At 42.0% G+C, this 14623-nt stretch carries 13 protein-coding genes; 1 reads left to right on the forward strand and 12 read right to left on the reverse strand.

The window, feature by feature from the left end; genetic code table 11:
- From yidC to LDM98_RS04625, 4 genes are all read right to left on the reverse strand, one after another.
- Nucleotides 1-1608, reverse strand: coding sequence for a membrane protein insertase YidC (gene yidC, locus LDM98_RS04610; protein WP_223898174.1), 1608 nt, complete (start codon nucleotides 1606-1608; stop codon nucleotides 1-3).
- A gap of 73 nt (nucleotides 1609-1681) precedes the next feature.
- Nucleotides 1682-2017: a ribonuclease P protein component gene (rnpA, locus tag LDM98_RS04615; protein WP_308443046.1), complete on the reverse strand. Its 336-nt coding sequence runs from the start codon at nucleotides 2015-2017 to the stop codon at nucleotides 1682-1684.
- An 18-nt stretch (nucleotides 2018-2035) separates the two neighbouring features.
- Complete coding sequence (rpmH, locus tag LDM98_RS04620) at nucleotides 2036-2170, reverse strand: 50S ribosomal protein L34 (protein ID WP_008243576.1); 135 nt, start codon at nucleotides 2168-2170, stop codon at nucleotides 2036-2038.
- Between the two features lie 91 nt (nucleotides 2171-2261).
- Nucleotides 2262-2741 carry a hypothetical protein gene (locus LDM98_RS04625; RefSeq protein ID WP_223898175.1) on the reverse strand — a complete coding sequence of 160 codons (480 nt, stop codon included), beginning with the start codon at nucleotides 2739-2741 and terminating at the stop codon, nucleotides 2262-2264.
- A gap of 80 nt (nucleotides 2742-2821) precedes the next feature.
- On the opposite strand from LDM98_RS04625, the gene nspC reads away from it, so the two are divergent.
- Complete coding sequence (gene nspC, locus LDM98_RS04630) at nucleotides 2822-3958, forward strand: carboxynorspermidine decarboxylase (RefSeq protein WP_223898176.1); 1137 nt, start codon at nucleotides 2822-2824, stop codon at nucleotides 3956-3958.
- A gap of 10 nt (nucleotides 3959-3968) precedes the next feature.
- On the opposite strand, the gene LDM98_RS04635 is transcribed toward nspC, so the two are convergent.
- From LDM98_RS04635 to LDM98_RS04670, 8 genes are all read right to left on the reverse strand, one after another.
- Nucleotides 3969-7163, reverse strand: coding sequence for a translocation/assembly module TamB domain-containing protein (locus LDM98_RS04635; protein WP_223898177.1), 3195 nt, complete (start codon nucleotides 7161-7163; stop codon nucleotides 3969-3971).
- A complete protein-coding gene (locus tag LDM98_RS04640; protein ID WP_223898178.1) occupies nucleotides 7160-8917 on the reverse strand; it encodes an autotransporter assembly complex family protein in 1758 nt (585 codons plus the stop codon). The genes LDM98_RS04635 and LDM98_RS04640 overlap by 4 nt, the downstream gene beginning before the upstream one ends.
- A 36-nt stretch (nucleotides 8918-8953) precedes the next feature.
- Entirely contained in the window at nucleotides 8954-9841 is an 888-nt protein-coding gene (locus LDM98_RS04645; RefSeq protein ID WP_223898179.1) for an NAD(P)H-dependent glycerol-3-phosphate dehydrogenase, read from the reverse strand.
- Nucleotides 9838-11478 (reverse strand): NAD-binding protein, encoded by a 1641-nt coding sequence (locus LDM98_RS04650; RefSeq protein WP_223898180.1) that lies wholly within the window; start codon nucleotides 11476-11478, stop codon nucleotides 9838-9840. The genes LDM98_RS04645 and LDM98_RS04650 overlap by 4 nt, the downstream gene beginning before the upstream one ends.
- Before the next feature lie 59 nt (nucleotides 11479-11537).
- Nucleotides 11538-12968, reverse strand: a complete 1431-nt coding sequence (gatB, locus tag LDM98_RS04655) for an Asp-tRNA(Asn)/Glu-tRNA(Gln) amidotransferase subunit GatB (RefSeq protein ID WP_223898181.1) — start codon at nucleotides 12966-12968, stop codon at nucleotides 11538-11540.
- An 81-nt stretch (nucleotides 12969-13049) separates the two neighbouring features.
- On the reverse strand, nucleotides 13050-13802 hold the full coding sequence (locus tag LDM98_RS04660) for a hypothetical protein (RefSeq protein ID WP_223898182.1): 753 nt from the start codon (nucleotides 13800-13802) through the stop codon (nucleotides 13050-13052).
- Nucleotides 13803-13804: 2 nt separating this feature from the next.
- Nucleotides 13805-14341, reverse strand: a complete 537-nt coding sequence (locus LDM98_RS04665; RefSeq protein ID WP_223898183.1) for a thiamine phosphate synthase — start codon at nucleotides 14339-14341, stop codon at nucleotides 13805-13807.
- Nucleotides 14338-14619, reverse strand: coding sequence for a hypothetical protein (locus LDM98_RS04670; protein ID WP_223898184.1), 282 nt, complete (start codon nucleotides 14617-14619; stop codon nucleotides 14338-14340). Before LDM98_RS04670 ends, LDM98_RS04665 begins: the two co-directional genes overlap by 4 nt.
- Nucleotides 14620-14623 lie beyond the last annotated feature (4 nt).

The following is a 14623-nucleotide window of genomic DNA, read 5'->3' on the forward strand; positions in this document are numbered from 1 at the left end:
CTAGTCCTTTGTTTTTTTGTGCGCTGCCACTGCCAACGCTTTTTGTTTTGCATACATATGGTTGATGAAGTATTGTTGCCCGATAGTAAAGAGGTTGTTCACTAACCAGTACAATACAAGACCAGATGGGAAATAGATAAAGAACACGGTCATGATCACAGGGAACCACTTAAAGATCTTTTCTTGTAATGGATCCGTGAAGTTGCTTGGTGTGATCTTTTGCTGGAACCACATAGAAGCACCCATTAAAACAGGAAGTACAAAATAAGGGTCCATCACAGCAAGGTTATCGATCCAGAGTATCCATCCTGCACCTTGCAACTCATCAGCATTTAAAAGTACACGGTAAAGTGCAAAGAAAACAGGAATTTGTAGAATAAGCGGTAAACATCCACCCATAGGGTTTGCACCGTGTTTCTTATACATTTCCATCATCTGTACATTCATTTTTGCAGGATCACCTTTATACTTCTCTTTGATCTCTTTCATTTTAGGTGCCAGGTCTTTCAGTTTGTTCATAGACATCATACCTTTGTATGAAAGAGGGAATAACACAAGCTTTACAAGCAGAGTAAAGAGGATGATCGCCCAGCCCCAGTTACCCACATAATCATTGATCCAGAGCAATACTTTAAAGAACGGTTTTGCAAGGAATGAAAACCATCCAAATTCAATCGCGTCTGTAAGTTCAGGATGGATCGCTCTTAGTATTTTGTCCTCTTTGGGTCCGATGTAGGCATTTAATGCCAATGTATCAGCCCCCTGTACAAAGATAAGCGGATCACCATTTGCCTCTTTGAGGATAGAAACATTCATTCCTTTTTCAAAATCGAAGAACATGGAAGCGACATATCTGTCAAACGCAGAAGCGATTTTTGCATTTTGGAACTTTTCATACCCTTCCGCATCGCCGTCTTCGATCGTATTGATAATATTATCTGCCCCTTTTACCAATGCACCTCTTACAAGCATATACATAGACTGGTCAGCCACCGGTCTGTGTCCCGGTGTGATGAAGTATGGTGTTGATGTGGAAGTTGTGACTGTGACCTGATACTCTCCGGTAGGCTTAAAAGTGATCTTTTTTGTCACTGTCACAGAAGAGAGTGTTTGTGTTAAAGTCACTGTTTGCGGACCTTTGCTTACATCTATTGTTTTACTTCCGTTGACCACATATGGAGTTTTAAATGCTTCTTCATTCAATGCAGCATCTGAAAATCTAACTTCCAATGGTTTGACTTCATTCGTACCTAAGATCTTCAGATTGTTACCATCTTCATCATGATACTTCGCTTCTAAAAGTTCCACTTGAGAGATACGTCCGTATGCATCCACGGTCATAATAAAGTGATCGGATTTTACAGTGATCAAGGCCGTTGATGCCATCTGTTCCGGTGCACTGGCTGCGGTTGCTGTTGAAGTACCTGGTGTAGGTACATTTGCACCGGAGGTTTTATCTACTGTAGGAGTTTGATGCGTTGTATTGGTTGTTTGTTCAGTGGTTTGTGTAGGTTTTTCAGAGGGGAAAAAATAGCTATACCCGATAAATACAAAGAAAGAAAGTGCCAGTGCCAGGAGAAGTCGTTTATTTAAATCTTGTTGTTCCAAAATTATGCCTTTTAAAATATATCAACGGATAGTATAGTGTTAAATGTGTTAAAAAAGGGCACATCCGATAACCCTATGTTGCAGTACACTTCTTTAGTGCATGTAGATACGCCTTACGAGTCACAGAATAGTTTTCTTCGATAAGCGCAGGTTTTGCAACTAATACGTAACTACCTTGAGATAAGAGGTCAATATTTTCGATGAAATGTGCTCTTAACAAACGTTTTGCTCTGTTTCGATGAACTGCATTTCCAATTTTCTTAGAGGCAACAAAACCTACTTTATACTCATCACTCTTTTTGAAGAAAAGGACAAAGTAAGGTGTATGCCATGTTTTTGTGGCGTGTTTGTACACGCTGTTAAACTCTTTACTGGTTTTGATCCTAGTAAAATGTTTTATAGAACTGATGGTTGTATACCAGAAGTATTATACAGCTAGTCTTTTTCTACCTTTGGCTCTTCTTGCAGAAATCACTTTTCTACCATTCTTCGTTTTCATTCTAGTTCTAAATCCGTGTGTTCTTTTTCTTGGTGTGCTATGAGGTTGGTATGTTCTTTTCATTCCGAATCATCCTTAATAAGTTTTTACCTGCATTCCTGCAGTTGTTATAGTTGGACGGGATTTTACTGTAAAATCCCTTAAAACCTACTAATTATTGCAGACTTCTGAAAACAATTTCATTGGATTTATTCGACAGTTTACTTTTTGCAAACGTTTCGAGTAGTTTAAGTATCACTTGTTTCGGTGTGTAATGTGTCGCTCTTATTTCTAATTGTATACAATAGATATCCGACCCCTTATCTAACTGGATATTTCTGATCAGTCTCTCCGCAAAGCGATATCCTCCATCCACCTTGGTATCTTGACAAAGCATGGCATAGAGCGGTTCTTCTTTATCGATTTCCAGTAAAATATCGGTGTCACGCTTCTCTCTGTCCAATAATGTACTCAACTCTGTATCTTTCGCTGTCAAAAGCATGAGCACAAAAGCCTGTTGATTCTCATTCTCCATCATATAATAAATAATATCGATCATAGCTTCTAATTTATCTAGCATCTTCACAGCAAGCTGGATCTCGTTACCGTTCAATCTCAAGCCTTCATTACGATTGTCATTTTCTCTTGCACCCATTAATAGATCTCCTTCTTCTATAAACAAAATATTTGTTTCATTATAACAAAATATTTTGGATTCTATTGTTATAATTTCTCATGAAAAATATATACGATACTTTACCATCTCCATGTTGGCTGTTAGAAGAAGAAAAACTGCTCAAAAATCTTAACGTGATCTCCGAGATCAAAAAACAGAGCGGTGCGAAAGTACTGCTTGCCCTCAAAGGGTATGCCTTGTGGAAAAGTTTCCCACTGATCAAACCCTATCTTGACGGATGCTGTGCCAGTGGTCTGCATGAAGCAAAGCTTGCGGATGAAACATTTTCCAAAGAAGTCCATACCTACTCTCCTGCATTTAAAGAAGAGGAGATCGATGAAATTGCCAGTATATCACACCATCTGGTATTTAACTCTCCTGCCCAGTTCCGTCGGTTTGCTTCGCAGGCGAAGAAGATCAATCCCAAACTCTCATTGGGACTGCGTGTGAATCCGGAGTATTCAGAGTCACCCAAAGAGATATACAATCCTTGCGGACTCTACTCCAGACTCGGGACAACCGTACAAAATATGGATGACACTATTTTGGATGACTGTGATGGTTTGCATTTTCATGCACTGTGTGAGCAAGGAAGTGATGCATTGGAAAACGTACTCAAAAACTTTGAAGAAAAGTTTGCCGCCTATATACCCAAAATGAAATGGATAAACTTTGGCGGAGGGCATCATATCACACGTGAAGGATATGATACACAGAAGCTTATCGGGCTTATCAAGGACTTTAAAAAGAGATATGATGTAGAAGTCTATCTTGAACCTGGAGAAGCCATAGGATGGCAGACCGGGCCACTGATCACCACTATACTTGACATCGTACACAATGGTATGGATATAGCCATCCTGGACTCTTCTGCCGAAGCCCACATGCCTGACACGATCATCATGCCCTACCGTGCTGATGTACGCCATTCAGGAGAGGCCGGAGAAAAGGCACACACTTATCGTCTGGCAGGAAATACCTGTCTGGCCGGAGATATTATGGGAGACTATAGTTTTGATGCACCCCTTAAGCTAGGGGATAAAATCATCTTTGAAGACCAAATGCACTATACCATGGTCAAAGCCACGACCTTTAATGGGGTAAAGCTTCCCTCCATTGCCATTCAAAGGCTGGATGGTTCTGTAGACGTGGTACGTAACTTCGGATATGAAGATTTTAAACAGAGACTTTCATAGCGCAAGAGGCTTAAAAATCCTTTTTATAGAGTATGTCATAGGATTGTGACTCTTCACTCACACCTATCACACTCTGGGTACGTTTCCCGTGTTCATATTTGAGTTTTACGCTGGAGACCTCATCATTCACATAGATGATCGTGATCTTATCTGTCAACTTTTTACCTACCTCTACACTTTTACCTTCTCCGAATACAAGATGGTCTAACTGTACACCCAGATCTGAAAGGGCTGACTTTGCCATAGCCCCTCCCATCATTTTCATCATCTCTTCACCACTGTTCGTACCCGCACCCGCTTCTGAATCAAATAAAATGATCGACAGTATCTGTTCTTTGGTCAGTGAAGGCTTGGAAGAGAACTGGATATTGGGTGTATCGGCTGAACCTGTGATCCTGATAGTGATAAGATGCTGCAGAGACTGATAGGTTAAACTGGCTTCAAGCAGAGGTTTGTTCGGATTGCCGGTAAAATAGATATAACTCTTATTCAAAATAAACTTCTTTCCCTCGAAAGTATAGCTTCCCCCTTTAAGTATTTCCACCGAACCCAAGACCATGAGTTCTGACTCTTCTGTCTTATAGATACTCAGGTCCACTGCAGCTTCAATATCTACATTTCCTTGTTTATAGATCAGCGGCTCTTTTGTCTTTATCTGTACCGAGGCACTGAGTCCATCCATAAATGGACTGGGCTCTTTCTCTTTGATATCCTGAACGATGATGATATCGCTGTCAGAAGCATAGCTCTTTTGGCCCAGATCATAGTGTATATGGCCGCCCAAAAGAGTGATCTCTCCATTGACCGATGTTTTGTTCCCGTCCAGCACCGTTTTGATATCTATAGTACTCTCCAGATCAATGATCTCATGTGCTATATGGAAGGTATCAGCTTCTGCCTCGATCGTTCCTTTTTCAGCTGTGAGGTCATAGGTGCCCAGTATCTTTAATTCGTCATTCAGCCAAATAGGTTCGATCGTGACATTTTGATCGTTCCATACTATCGTTGAAGGTTTTGTTGAAAAAAGTTTTTGCCCTCCATAGGTCAATGTGTAATGGTTCAATACAGCTTTTTTATCCTGCAGATGCACTGCCAGATCTATATCACTGACTCTATGCTCTGTTTTGCGATCTGTTTGATAGCTGATCTGTGTTGAGCTCAGTGCAATGTCGACATTTTTCAACTCACTCACTACTACAGATACTCCTGCACTCCCTTTGAGTACAGGTACCTCTCCAAGGGTATAGATACTATTAACACTCGCCATCAAAGCATGCATAGAAGTGATCTTGGTATCCACCGTCATCTTTTCTTGAGGTATGCCCGATATATTGGTATGTAAACCATCCAAGATGACCTTCCCTTCCACTTGACTGCTGTTCATATCATACGCTGCATTCGCATTCAGTCTGCCTGATGTAAGTACAAAATCTACATTGTTTCCTAACACTCTTATGTCACTTTTGACAGGATCCAGATGATCCCACTTTATGGATGTATTGTACGTGCGTAAGAGTGATCCTTCTGGTATGTGTGCCACTGTTTGTACCTGTAATCCCTCTTTAAAACTCATATTCGCATCGATATTCACCAGATTAGAATCTATTTTCGCATAGGCCATCAGTGAAGCATTATTCTCAAAACTGATCGGTGCATCTAAGACCATATTGGCTTTTGTTTGGTTCAGTTCAGAAGGAAGTGCTATAAATGCATGCAGCATCAATGGATGCTTGTTCTCTAAATGTAATGCAGCCTTTTTGAAATCAGAGGATATCAGTGTGCCTTGCAGGTTGTCTGATTCTATCTCCGTTTTAACGCTGTGTTCATCACCTCTATACTTGATCTGCAAATTATCCAGAGGTTTTACAAATTTTGGGTCAACGCCAATGATCTGTGCAGCATGTATCTCTCCGCAGTAACTGATATGCTTATCCATAGTAAAAAGATTGGTCACCAAAACATCTTTTGCATACGGTGTTGTCAGCACTAGATCACTCTTAGCCTGCAGAGTATTTTTTTCGATATCATAGATCGCATGGATATGTAGATCATCGATATCGAGATTAAAATCATTGACATCGGCCTTGAGTATCTGTTCCATCGTTATTTTCAGATCTGTGACCACTTCTTTTTCAGAAACATTTAGGTCCACAACGATATCCCCCACAGCTTCTCTTCTTACAGGCAGATCATAGAGTTTAAAGAGTGCCTTTTTGGGTGTAAACTCCACCTTTCCAATGAGCTGATTGTGCTTCACCTTCGTTTTGTAATGTATATCACTGAGGTTTGTGCTGGTATGTAAATCCAGGTCAGCCTTTTGAAGTAGAAGTTTTTCTACATCAAACACAGCGTCCCTTCCGCTTACATTCAGTGCTTTCAAATCTACAGGAGCATAGACAAAAGGAAGTATATTGATCTCTAATTTGTCCAGGTGTACCCATTTAGGTATCAATGGATTAACCGTTTTTTCTTTACTGGTATTGTCTTCCATCGTAACGACAGCATCATTTTCATGACTCTCATTGGTGTCGGGAACAAAAAGTGCCTGCAGTGCGGGCATATCAACCTCTTTGATGGTCAACTCTCTTATATGCAGATCTCCATCTTCCAAACCTGCCTTCAAAGTGATCTCTGTCACATTGGAATCCACTTGCAGATCCAGTGCACGCACATTGATGCCATCACTTGTATAGTGCAGATCCCTTACATCCAACATCATATTTGAGATACCTATGCCTTGTGTATCAAAAGGTTCAAGGGTCAGTGAGACATGCTGCAGACTTACACCTATGCCGAAAGAAGGCTCCGTTGTACTGCTCTCATTGCTTTCATTGTTTTCATCAGAAGAAAAAGAAGCGATCAGTGTTTTGATCGTATCCACATTGGCCTTTTCTATCTGCAGTGTATCGATGATCAGTGTTTTTTTAAAAAGTCCCGCGGGGTTCCATTTGAGCGTAATATGTTTAGCAAGTGGATCTTTACGATAGGCCAGACCGTCTATCATCACCCCGGTCAATACATTTCCATGGATACGACTGTAAGAGATATTGTAATCAGGAGCAAAGGTATCGGCCATTTTCCTGACAACGAACGCTGAATTGACGATAAAATAAAGCGCAAGTCCAGTGACTATAACGGCTATCAATAGATAGACAATGGTCTTTTTCATCCAGAGCAACGGTCTGTAACGTAATATGTTCTTCAAAACGATTGTCCTATCTGAAAGGAGATGCCGTACTGTGAGAAATCATTGACATTGAAACCAACATCCAGTTTAAAAGGGCCTATCGGTGTCATATACCTGGCTCCTACACCCACGGCAGAGATGATTTCTCCTTTAAAATCATAGCTTTCATCCGTCAGCATGGTATTGTCCGTAAACACCGCTCCATAGACGTCTCCCCATACAGGGTAATCCGCTTCCAAAGAGAGATTGGCCATGGTTGAAGCCCCATAGATGGTATCTTCTGTAGGAGAGAGGATCACCCCCAGTTCTCTAAATCCGTATGCACGGTTTGAGTATGCGCCCCCTCCAAAAAAATACTTCGATTCAGGCAGGCCGTTCTGCGTTGAAACATCCACGATACCTACTTTTCCCACAGCAGCAAGCGTAAGATCGGAAAATGTATGGATGATCCTGCCTTCAAACAAGGTTTTCATATAGACACTGGCTTCCTCATCATAGGAGAGACCGAATTCACCGTAAGCAGCAAGGTAATACCCGTATTTTGGATTGAGTTTTGAATCTCTGGCATCGTAGATAAAATCCACATAAGGGTATAAAAGAGGGAAATTACCCTCAGTGACCGCCTGTGACAACTCCGTTCCTGGATCAAGATTTAATTCAGTGATAATAATATCTTCCAAAGCAACACCCGTTCTCAATGTCAGGCTTCCCTCTTCGTACTCCAGGTATGCCCTGACAAATGTTTTTTCCTCTTTAAAACCATCGAACTCCAGGTTTGAGTATCCCAACCTTCCACCCAGATCCGTGTTGTAACCGAAGATATCCATAAGTGCCGGTTTAAAATAACTGAGCATAAGCATTTGCTCTCTCTGCGACAAGGAAGTTTTGAAACTTAAACGCTGCGCATTGCCCATAAAATTACGTTTGGTGATCTCTCCAAGCACACGCACTCCTACATAGGTATCATACCCTGCACCCGCTTCCAAATGGTAGGGTTTTTCCATCTCCGTAAAGGTGATATCTACCGGCACCACATTGTAAAACTTTCTATCTACATCGATCAGCACACTGTCAAAGGCATCCAGTCCATAAAGCTTGTTGGATGTATCCTGTATGAGATCTATACTGTACTGCTCACCCTCTTTGGCTTTGACACGGGACCTGATCACATCCTCATCTATCGTTTTCAGTCCTGAGGTGGTCAACTTTCCAAACGTACAGATATCCCCTTTGTGTAGAATGTAACGCAGGTCAACAGTATGCAGATCCAGATCCACATAGGCTTTCGTATCCAGATCATAACTGCAATACCCCTCTTTGAGTAACTGCGCGATGATCTTACTTTTGATCGCTATAAAGGTTTCCGCTCTAAAGATCTCATCCTTTTTCATTGTGACCAAAGAAGAGATATTGTAATCACTGGTGATATTGATATCCCTGACCTTTACAGGTTCATTCTCACTGATGGTCACAAAAATGGATGTGTTGGTCTCTTGAATGGTGAAATTGGCATCATAAAAACCTTCAGACTCATAAAAGCTTTTTAATGAAGGTCTTAGCGTAGGTATCAGTTTATCTTTGATACGGGGGGTGTCGTCTTTCCAAAATTGGAAAAAACCCGGTGTGGTCACATCCAGGGCATCTTGCAGCTCAGATTCCTCAAAATGTTTTTGTCCGCTGAAGTATATCTCATGGGTGGGTAAGTTGAGTTCTTCGGCAAAAAGAAGCGTACACATACATATGATCATACAAAATGTAATTTTATGCAGCATATTCTCTCCTACTGATATACTATATCCAACTTCTCTTTAATCCAATAAATCTTTCACACTTTCCAAAGGATCTTTCCCCTCTTCGATCATGGCATAAACTTCTGCTGCGATAGGAAGATAGATCCCTTTCTCTTCGGCTATTTTATGCAATGCTTTGGCTGTAGGTACCCCCTCTGCCACTTCTCCAAGTTCACTGAGTATCTCATCCATATCCTTACCCTTTGCCAGTCCTAATCCCACTCTGTAATTCCTTGAGAGTGTCGAACTTGCTGTAAGGAAAAGGTCGCCTGCCCCGCCCAGGGAAAGAAAGGTTTCGGTCTTTGCACCAAACGCTTCTCCAAAACGTGTCATTTCCACTAAACCTCTTGATATCAGTGCAGCACGGGCATTATTTCCAAGACCCAAACCGTCACATACCCCGCCTGCTATGGCAATGACATTTTTATAGGCTCCGGACACTTCTGCACCCACTACATCGCTGCTTACATACCCTTTGATAAATTTTGGCAGCGCATCCGCATAGGTTTGTGCCAATGCTTGATTTGTAGAACTGATGATCAATGCGGTCGGAAGTGATTTTTGCACTTCTGCAGCGAAGGACGGACCGGAGATGAAAGCCAGTCTATCTGCAGAGACAAACTCGCCATAGACTTCGTTTAAAAATGCACCAGTACTTGTCTCTATCCCTTTGGCAGCAACAAGGATATTTTGTCCATGGTCCACAAAATTCTCTTCCATCCATCCGCGAACGAACTGTGCAGGAATCGCTATGACCAAATACTCACACTTTAACGCTTCACTCATAGGCACAAAGTTTTCTATCGTTTTCGTGTGGCGTGAAGAGATCACCACATCATTCTTTTGACTGTACGCATGATACAGGGCTTGTCCCCATTTCCCCGCACCTATAATTGCTAATTTCATTCCTGCGCCCTTTTTACCTTATTTTCGATCATTTCTACAAACTGCGAAGCACTCTCATCGTACATATCGAATATTTTGCTCACCCCTGCCAAAAGCAATTTTCTGTTGTCCTCTTTCGTATCAGAGAGTGCCACTATTTCATCTTTAAATCCGTTTGCGCGCAGTGTAATCGTGTAGTAGACATTTAACGCTTCATCCTTCATGGCACATACTGCGATCCCATCTTTGATGTCCGGGGTTTCACTGCTTTTTTGATCGATGAGGATCACATTGGTAAAACCGTCATTTTTGGCTGCTTCATAACTCTCATTTCCGATCTCATAGATCGTGACTTCTATCCCTTCCTCTTTGAGCATTTTACAGATATGGTCGCTCTTATGGGTATAACCGAAAAAGGAGATATGTTTCTTCTCCTCTTCACTGTGCTTCTTCAAATAATGGAAAGCCCTTGTATCGATCACATCATAGGGTTCGACCAGACCATCTACTTTTGTCGCTTCATACTGTGGACGTAACTCCACTTGATTCATACGGGCATACACCACAGAATCCGATTGGATACTTTTTGCATTGAGTATAAAGTAGATATTATTGATATCCGAACTGCTCAAGGTCAGCATCGCTGTGATATTCCCTCTTTCATACAATGTTTTTACCATCTTTGCACTGGAACCGTCTGCATGTATCACCTGATAGCCATCCTGTTGTGCTTTGTTCGCTTTCGTTTCATCATCTTCTATGATCACAGGTTCATAGTTTTTCTGTATCTTTAGTTTCTTTGCGATCGTCGCTCCCAAATGTCCATATCCATTGATAATGACGACATTATGCATTTTATGTACATGGTTGATACTGTCCTGGTTACGCAGTTCACTAAATCTTTCAGAAAAAGCAGAGACCATCACAGAAGTCACAAAAGAGATCATGGCGATACCAAATATGATACCGAACATCGAAACGATCTTACCCAGTTCGGTCACAGGAGAAATATCGCCATACCCTACCGTGGAGATGGTCACCAATGCCCAGTATATGGCATCCAGGTAAGAACCCAATGCCTCATTGATACCAAATTCAAGCAGATAAAAGATGGATCCAAAAGTAAAAGTGACACCCAAAAGCATATAGCCCAAAAAGACAAATTCAAAACGCTTTTTAAGCAATGCATTAAAAAGGCTTGATGCCCCATGCATATAATGATAGAGCTTTAACAGTCGCAAAATTCTAAATTTCGGGAAAATGGCTATAAGGTCGATAATTGCAGGCAGGGAGAGCACATAGCGTAATTTAGATCTTAAAATCGCCCAGTATCGCTCTGAACTGCTGGAGTCAGACGATGAGGAGACGAGATATTTATGGATATCATGGCTGATCCACAATCTCAGCAGATATTCCAGAGCAAAGATAGCTGTCACAAAATAGAGATCGAACTCTACGAGCCACTGAGGGATCTTATCTGTTTTACTCAAAATAAGTATAGCAATAGAGAGCACAATAAGCATGATCATAAATGCATCAAAGTACTTTTTATAGGGGTAGTTTATATCTTCAAGAAGTGAACGAAAAAAAGATTTCATCTTTTGGTAACGTACAGAACCGTCTATCTTGTGTGAGAGTTTAACGATAAAATCATGCATATGTAGCTACCTCCCAAAATGCACATCCCATGATGAAGTACCATGGATGCATCCTATTTTTATCCCAGTCTTTGTTTCAGTAACGCGTTGACCTTACCGGGATTTGCAGTCCCTTTACTTGCTTTCATGGTTTGTCCGACAAAGAAACCAAAGAGTTTGTCTTTACCACTTTTATACTCGTCAACCTTTTCCGGATTCGCAGCCAGTATCTCATCGATAATGTCCAAGATAGCGCTGTCATCACTGACCTGTGCAAGTCCAAGTTCATCGATCAATCCATCGATATCACGGCTCTCACTCTCCATCATATGGTCAAGGATCTCTTTGGCGCCTTTACCGGAGATAGTATTATCCGTTATTTTAGAGACCAGGGTACCCAGTGTTTTGGCATCTACAGGAGAATCTTCTATAGAGATGCCTGCTTTGTTCAGACGTCCAAGCAGTTCAGAGGTCAACCAGGTCACCGCTGTTTTAGCCACAGCACCATTTTCCAGCATCTCTTCAAAATAGTATGCCATCTCTTTATCTAAAGTGATCACATGGGCATCATATGACTTGATCCCAAGTTCCTCTACATAACGCTTCACTTTTGCATCCGGGAGTTCGGGCATGATCTTCGCTTCAGCGATCATCTCATCCGTCACGATAAGCGGACGCAGGTCCGGATCCGGGAAGTAACGGTAATCCGCAGCCTCTTCTTTCCCTCTCATCGATTTTGTTACACCCTCTTCCACATTCCAAAGACGTGTCTCCTGATAGACTTCCTGTGCATACACACCGTCTTCATACGCTTCGGTCTGTCTTTGTACCTCATAGGCTATCGCAGCAGCCACAAATTTGAATGAGTTGATGTTCTTGATCTCTACTCTTGTACCAAACGCTTCCTGTCCTTTGGGACGGATGGAAACGTTCACATCACATCTGAACGATCCCTCTTGCATGTTTGCATCAGAAATGTCAAGGTATCGTACCGTTGAGTGGAGTTTCTTCAAGTAGGCAACCGCTTCATCGGCACTTCGCATGTCCGGTTGAGATACGATCTCAAGCAGAGGTGTTCCCGCACGGTTCAGATCCACTTTCGAGTGGTTGCCTTCATGCATGTTCTTCCCTGCATCTGCTTCAAGATGCGCCTGGGTCATACCGATACGTTTCTGCGTACCGTCTTCCAGGTCGATGAAGAGCTCACCATTCTGTACGATCGCTTTTGTCAACTGTGTGATCTGATAGGCCGACGGACTGTCCGGATAAAAATAGGATTTTCTATCGAATACAGAATCATGGTTCACATCGGCATTGATCGCATATCCGAGTCTCATCGCTTTGATCGCGGCTTCTTTATTGACCACCGGCAAAGCACCCGGAAGTGCCAGACAGGTAGGGCAGGTATTGCTGTTTTGATGCTCTGCAAAAGAGGTGGGACAAGAGCAGAAAAGTTTTGTTTTAGTGTTAAGTTGTACATGTACTTCAAGACCGATGACGGTTTCAAACATAGTAATGATCCTTATAAATATAACGCGTGTTTAATGAGATAGATTATAGCGTTTTGCTTATTTAAGAGAGTTTATGCTCCACTACTGCCTGATGATACGTACATCTCCGAAGAAGATCAGATCCTTCAGGACCGCTTTTTCTACGAGCCCTTCTTTACCGATCCTTACATCAAGTTCACCTTGTTTGCTATCATAGAGTTTACGATGCATTACCACCCTGCTGTACCAATCACCCTCTTGCCCCTCACCCACAAAATCTATGATCTCTTTTAAAGTTTGTTTAGAGGGTATCGTGATATCTACCCGGCCATTTTTACGGTCTTCGCCTACCGCTTTAAATTGATACTTTTTAGGCGTATATTTCTCTTTGATATGTTTAGGTAGATTCAGAAACAGGGTCAGCAGGTCATCTTCAGCATAATAATCGAGTCTCTCTGTCTCATTGACGGTCTGTTGATCGTATCTCCATCTTTTATACTGGCGTGTCACGCTCTTTTTTTTATGGTCCACACTGTAGATCGTCGTAGTCGTATAGGGACCGAAAGATTTGATCATCTGATACATATCTGTCACCAGGAAACCTTTTGAAATGTGTCCCTTCGAGATATGTCTCTCTTTAAGATCATCTGTCACTGCTTTTGCTATGCCCAGTGCAGATACATTGGCTTCAATCATATAATATCTGTCATCAGATCTAAGCAGGGCATGTGCCTTCCCTACTTGACCAAATATCCCATACTCGACCCTGAAGTCTGCGGCTATCTCTTCGGCAGGCAGAAGCGTTGAGAAAAAGAGACTTATGAGAGACATAAGCATCAAAGGGACCCGTGACATTTCTACGCTCCAAAATACCGTATAGAAGCAAAACCGCTTGCACCGGATCTTTCGCACGCGTCTATCTGCTCCTCTGTCAAAATACCCCCCAGGGCCAACACAGGTAAATTGACCTGAGACGTGGCAGATCTCAACATTTCCAGTCCGACCGGCGCGCCTTTATCCGGGGTTTCAAAGATAGGGCTGAAGGTTGCCATATCTGCACCTAAGGCTTCTGCTTTTTTGAGCTCTTCGATCGTATGCGTACTGACCACAACAAAGAGGTGCATTGCTTTTGCATCCGCTATTTCATCCAGTTTCAGACTGCTTAAATGTACGCCGTCAGCCCCTGAAGCCTTTGCCAGGGAAGGATCGCCATGAATGAGGACTTTTTCAAAATCAAACCCTTTCGCTGCTTGAACGAACTCAGCTTCGTGCTTAGAGACATTGGATTTGTCCCGGTAGACGATCATGGAAGCTTTTTGGGAAAATCTTTTAAGGTCATGTTCTAAATGGTTGAAATCTAAGGTAGAGGGGTCAGTGATAGCATACCTGATCATTGGTCGTTGTGGTTCTCTTTTTGTTCGAGAATTTTTTCAAGCAGTGCCGTCTGTTTTTTCAGTTCCAGGTATCTCTCTTTTCCTGTGATGATATGTTCAAGTAAAAGTACAGCTATCATACCCGGTAGTGCACCTATAAAGGCTGATACGAATGCTAAAAGGAAACTCTCCGGATAAAAAGCGAGAAATGAAGTGATGGCACCCAGCAGGACGGATGCCCATGCCACGCCTAAGAGAAAGTTCACTACAAAACTCAAAGGTCCATTTTGCAGTCTCATAAAA

Source organism: Sulfurovum sp. TSL1 (assembly GCF_019972135.1).
Taxonomy (GTDB): Bacteria; Campylobacterota; Campylobacteria; order Campylobacterales; family Sulfurovaceae; genus Sulfurovum.

Excerpts from the sequence above, each read along its gene's own strand:
- nspC (WP_223898176.1), top strand. The coding sequence starts at position 2,822 with ATGAAAAATATATACGATACTTTACCATCTCCATGTTGGCTGTTAGAA.
- LDM98_RS04645 (WP_223898179.1), bottom strand. The coding sequence starts at position 9,841 with ATGAAATTAGCAATTATAGGTGCGGGGAAATGGGGACAAGCCCTGTAT.
- rpmH (WP_008243576.1), bottom strand. The coding sequence starts at position 2,170 with ATGAAAAGAACATACCAACCTCATAGCACACCAAGAAAAAGAACACAC.
- gatB (WP_223898181.1), bottom strand. The coding sequence starts at position 12,968 with ATGTTTGAAACCGTCATCGGTCTTGAAGTACATGTACAACTTAACACT.
- LDM98_RS04665 (WP_223898183.1), bottom strand. The coding sequence starts at position 14,341 with ATGATCAGGTATGCTATCACTGACCCCTCTACCTTAGATTTCAACCAT.
- LDM98_RS04625 (WP_223898175.1), bottom strand. The coding sequence starts at position 2,741 with ATGGGTGCAAGAGAAAATGACAATCGTAATGAAGGCTTGAGATTGAAC.
- LDM98_RS04640 (WP_223898178.1), bottom strand. The coding sequence starts at position 8,917 with ATGCTGCATAAAATTACATTTTGTATGATCATATGTATGTGTACGCTT.
- LDM98_RS04660 (WP_223898182.1), bottom strand. The coding sequence starts at position 13,802 with ATGTCACGGGTCCCTTTGATGCTTATGTCTCTCATAAGTCTCTTTTTC.
- LDM98_RS04650 (WP_223898180.1), bottom strand. The coding sequence starts at position 11,478 with ATGCATGATTTTATCGTTAAACTCTCACACAAGATAGACGGTTCTGTA.
- LDM98_RS04670 (WP_223898184.1), bottom strand. The coding sequence starts at position 14,619 with ATGAGACTGCAAAATGGACCTTTGAGTTTTGTAGTGAACTTTCTCTTA.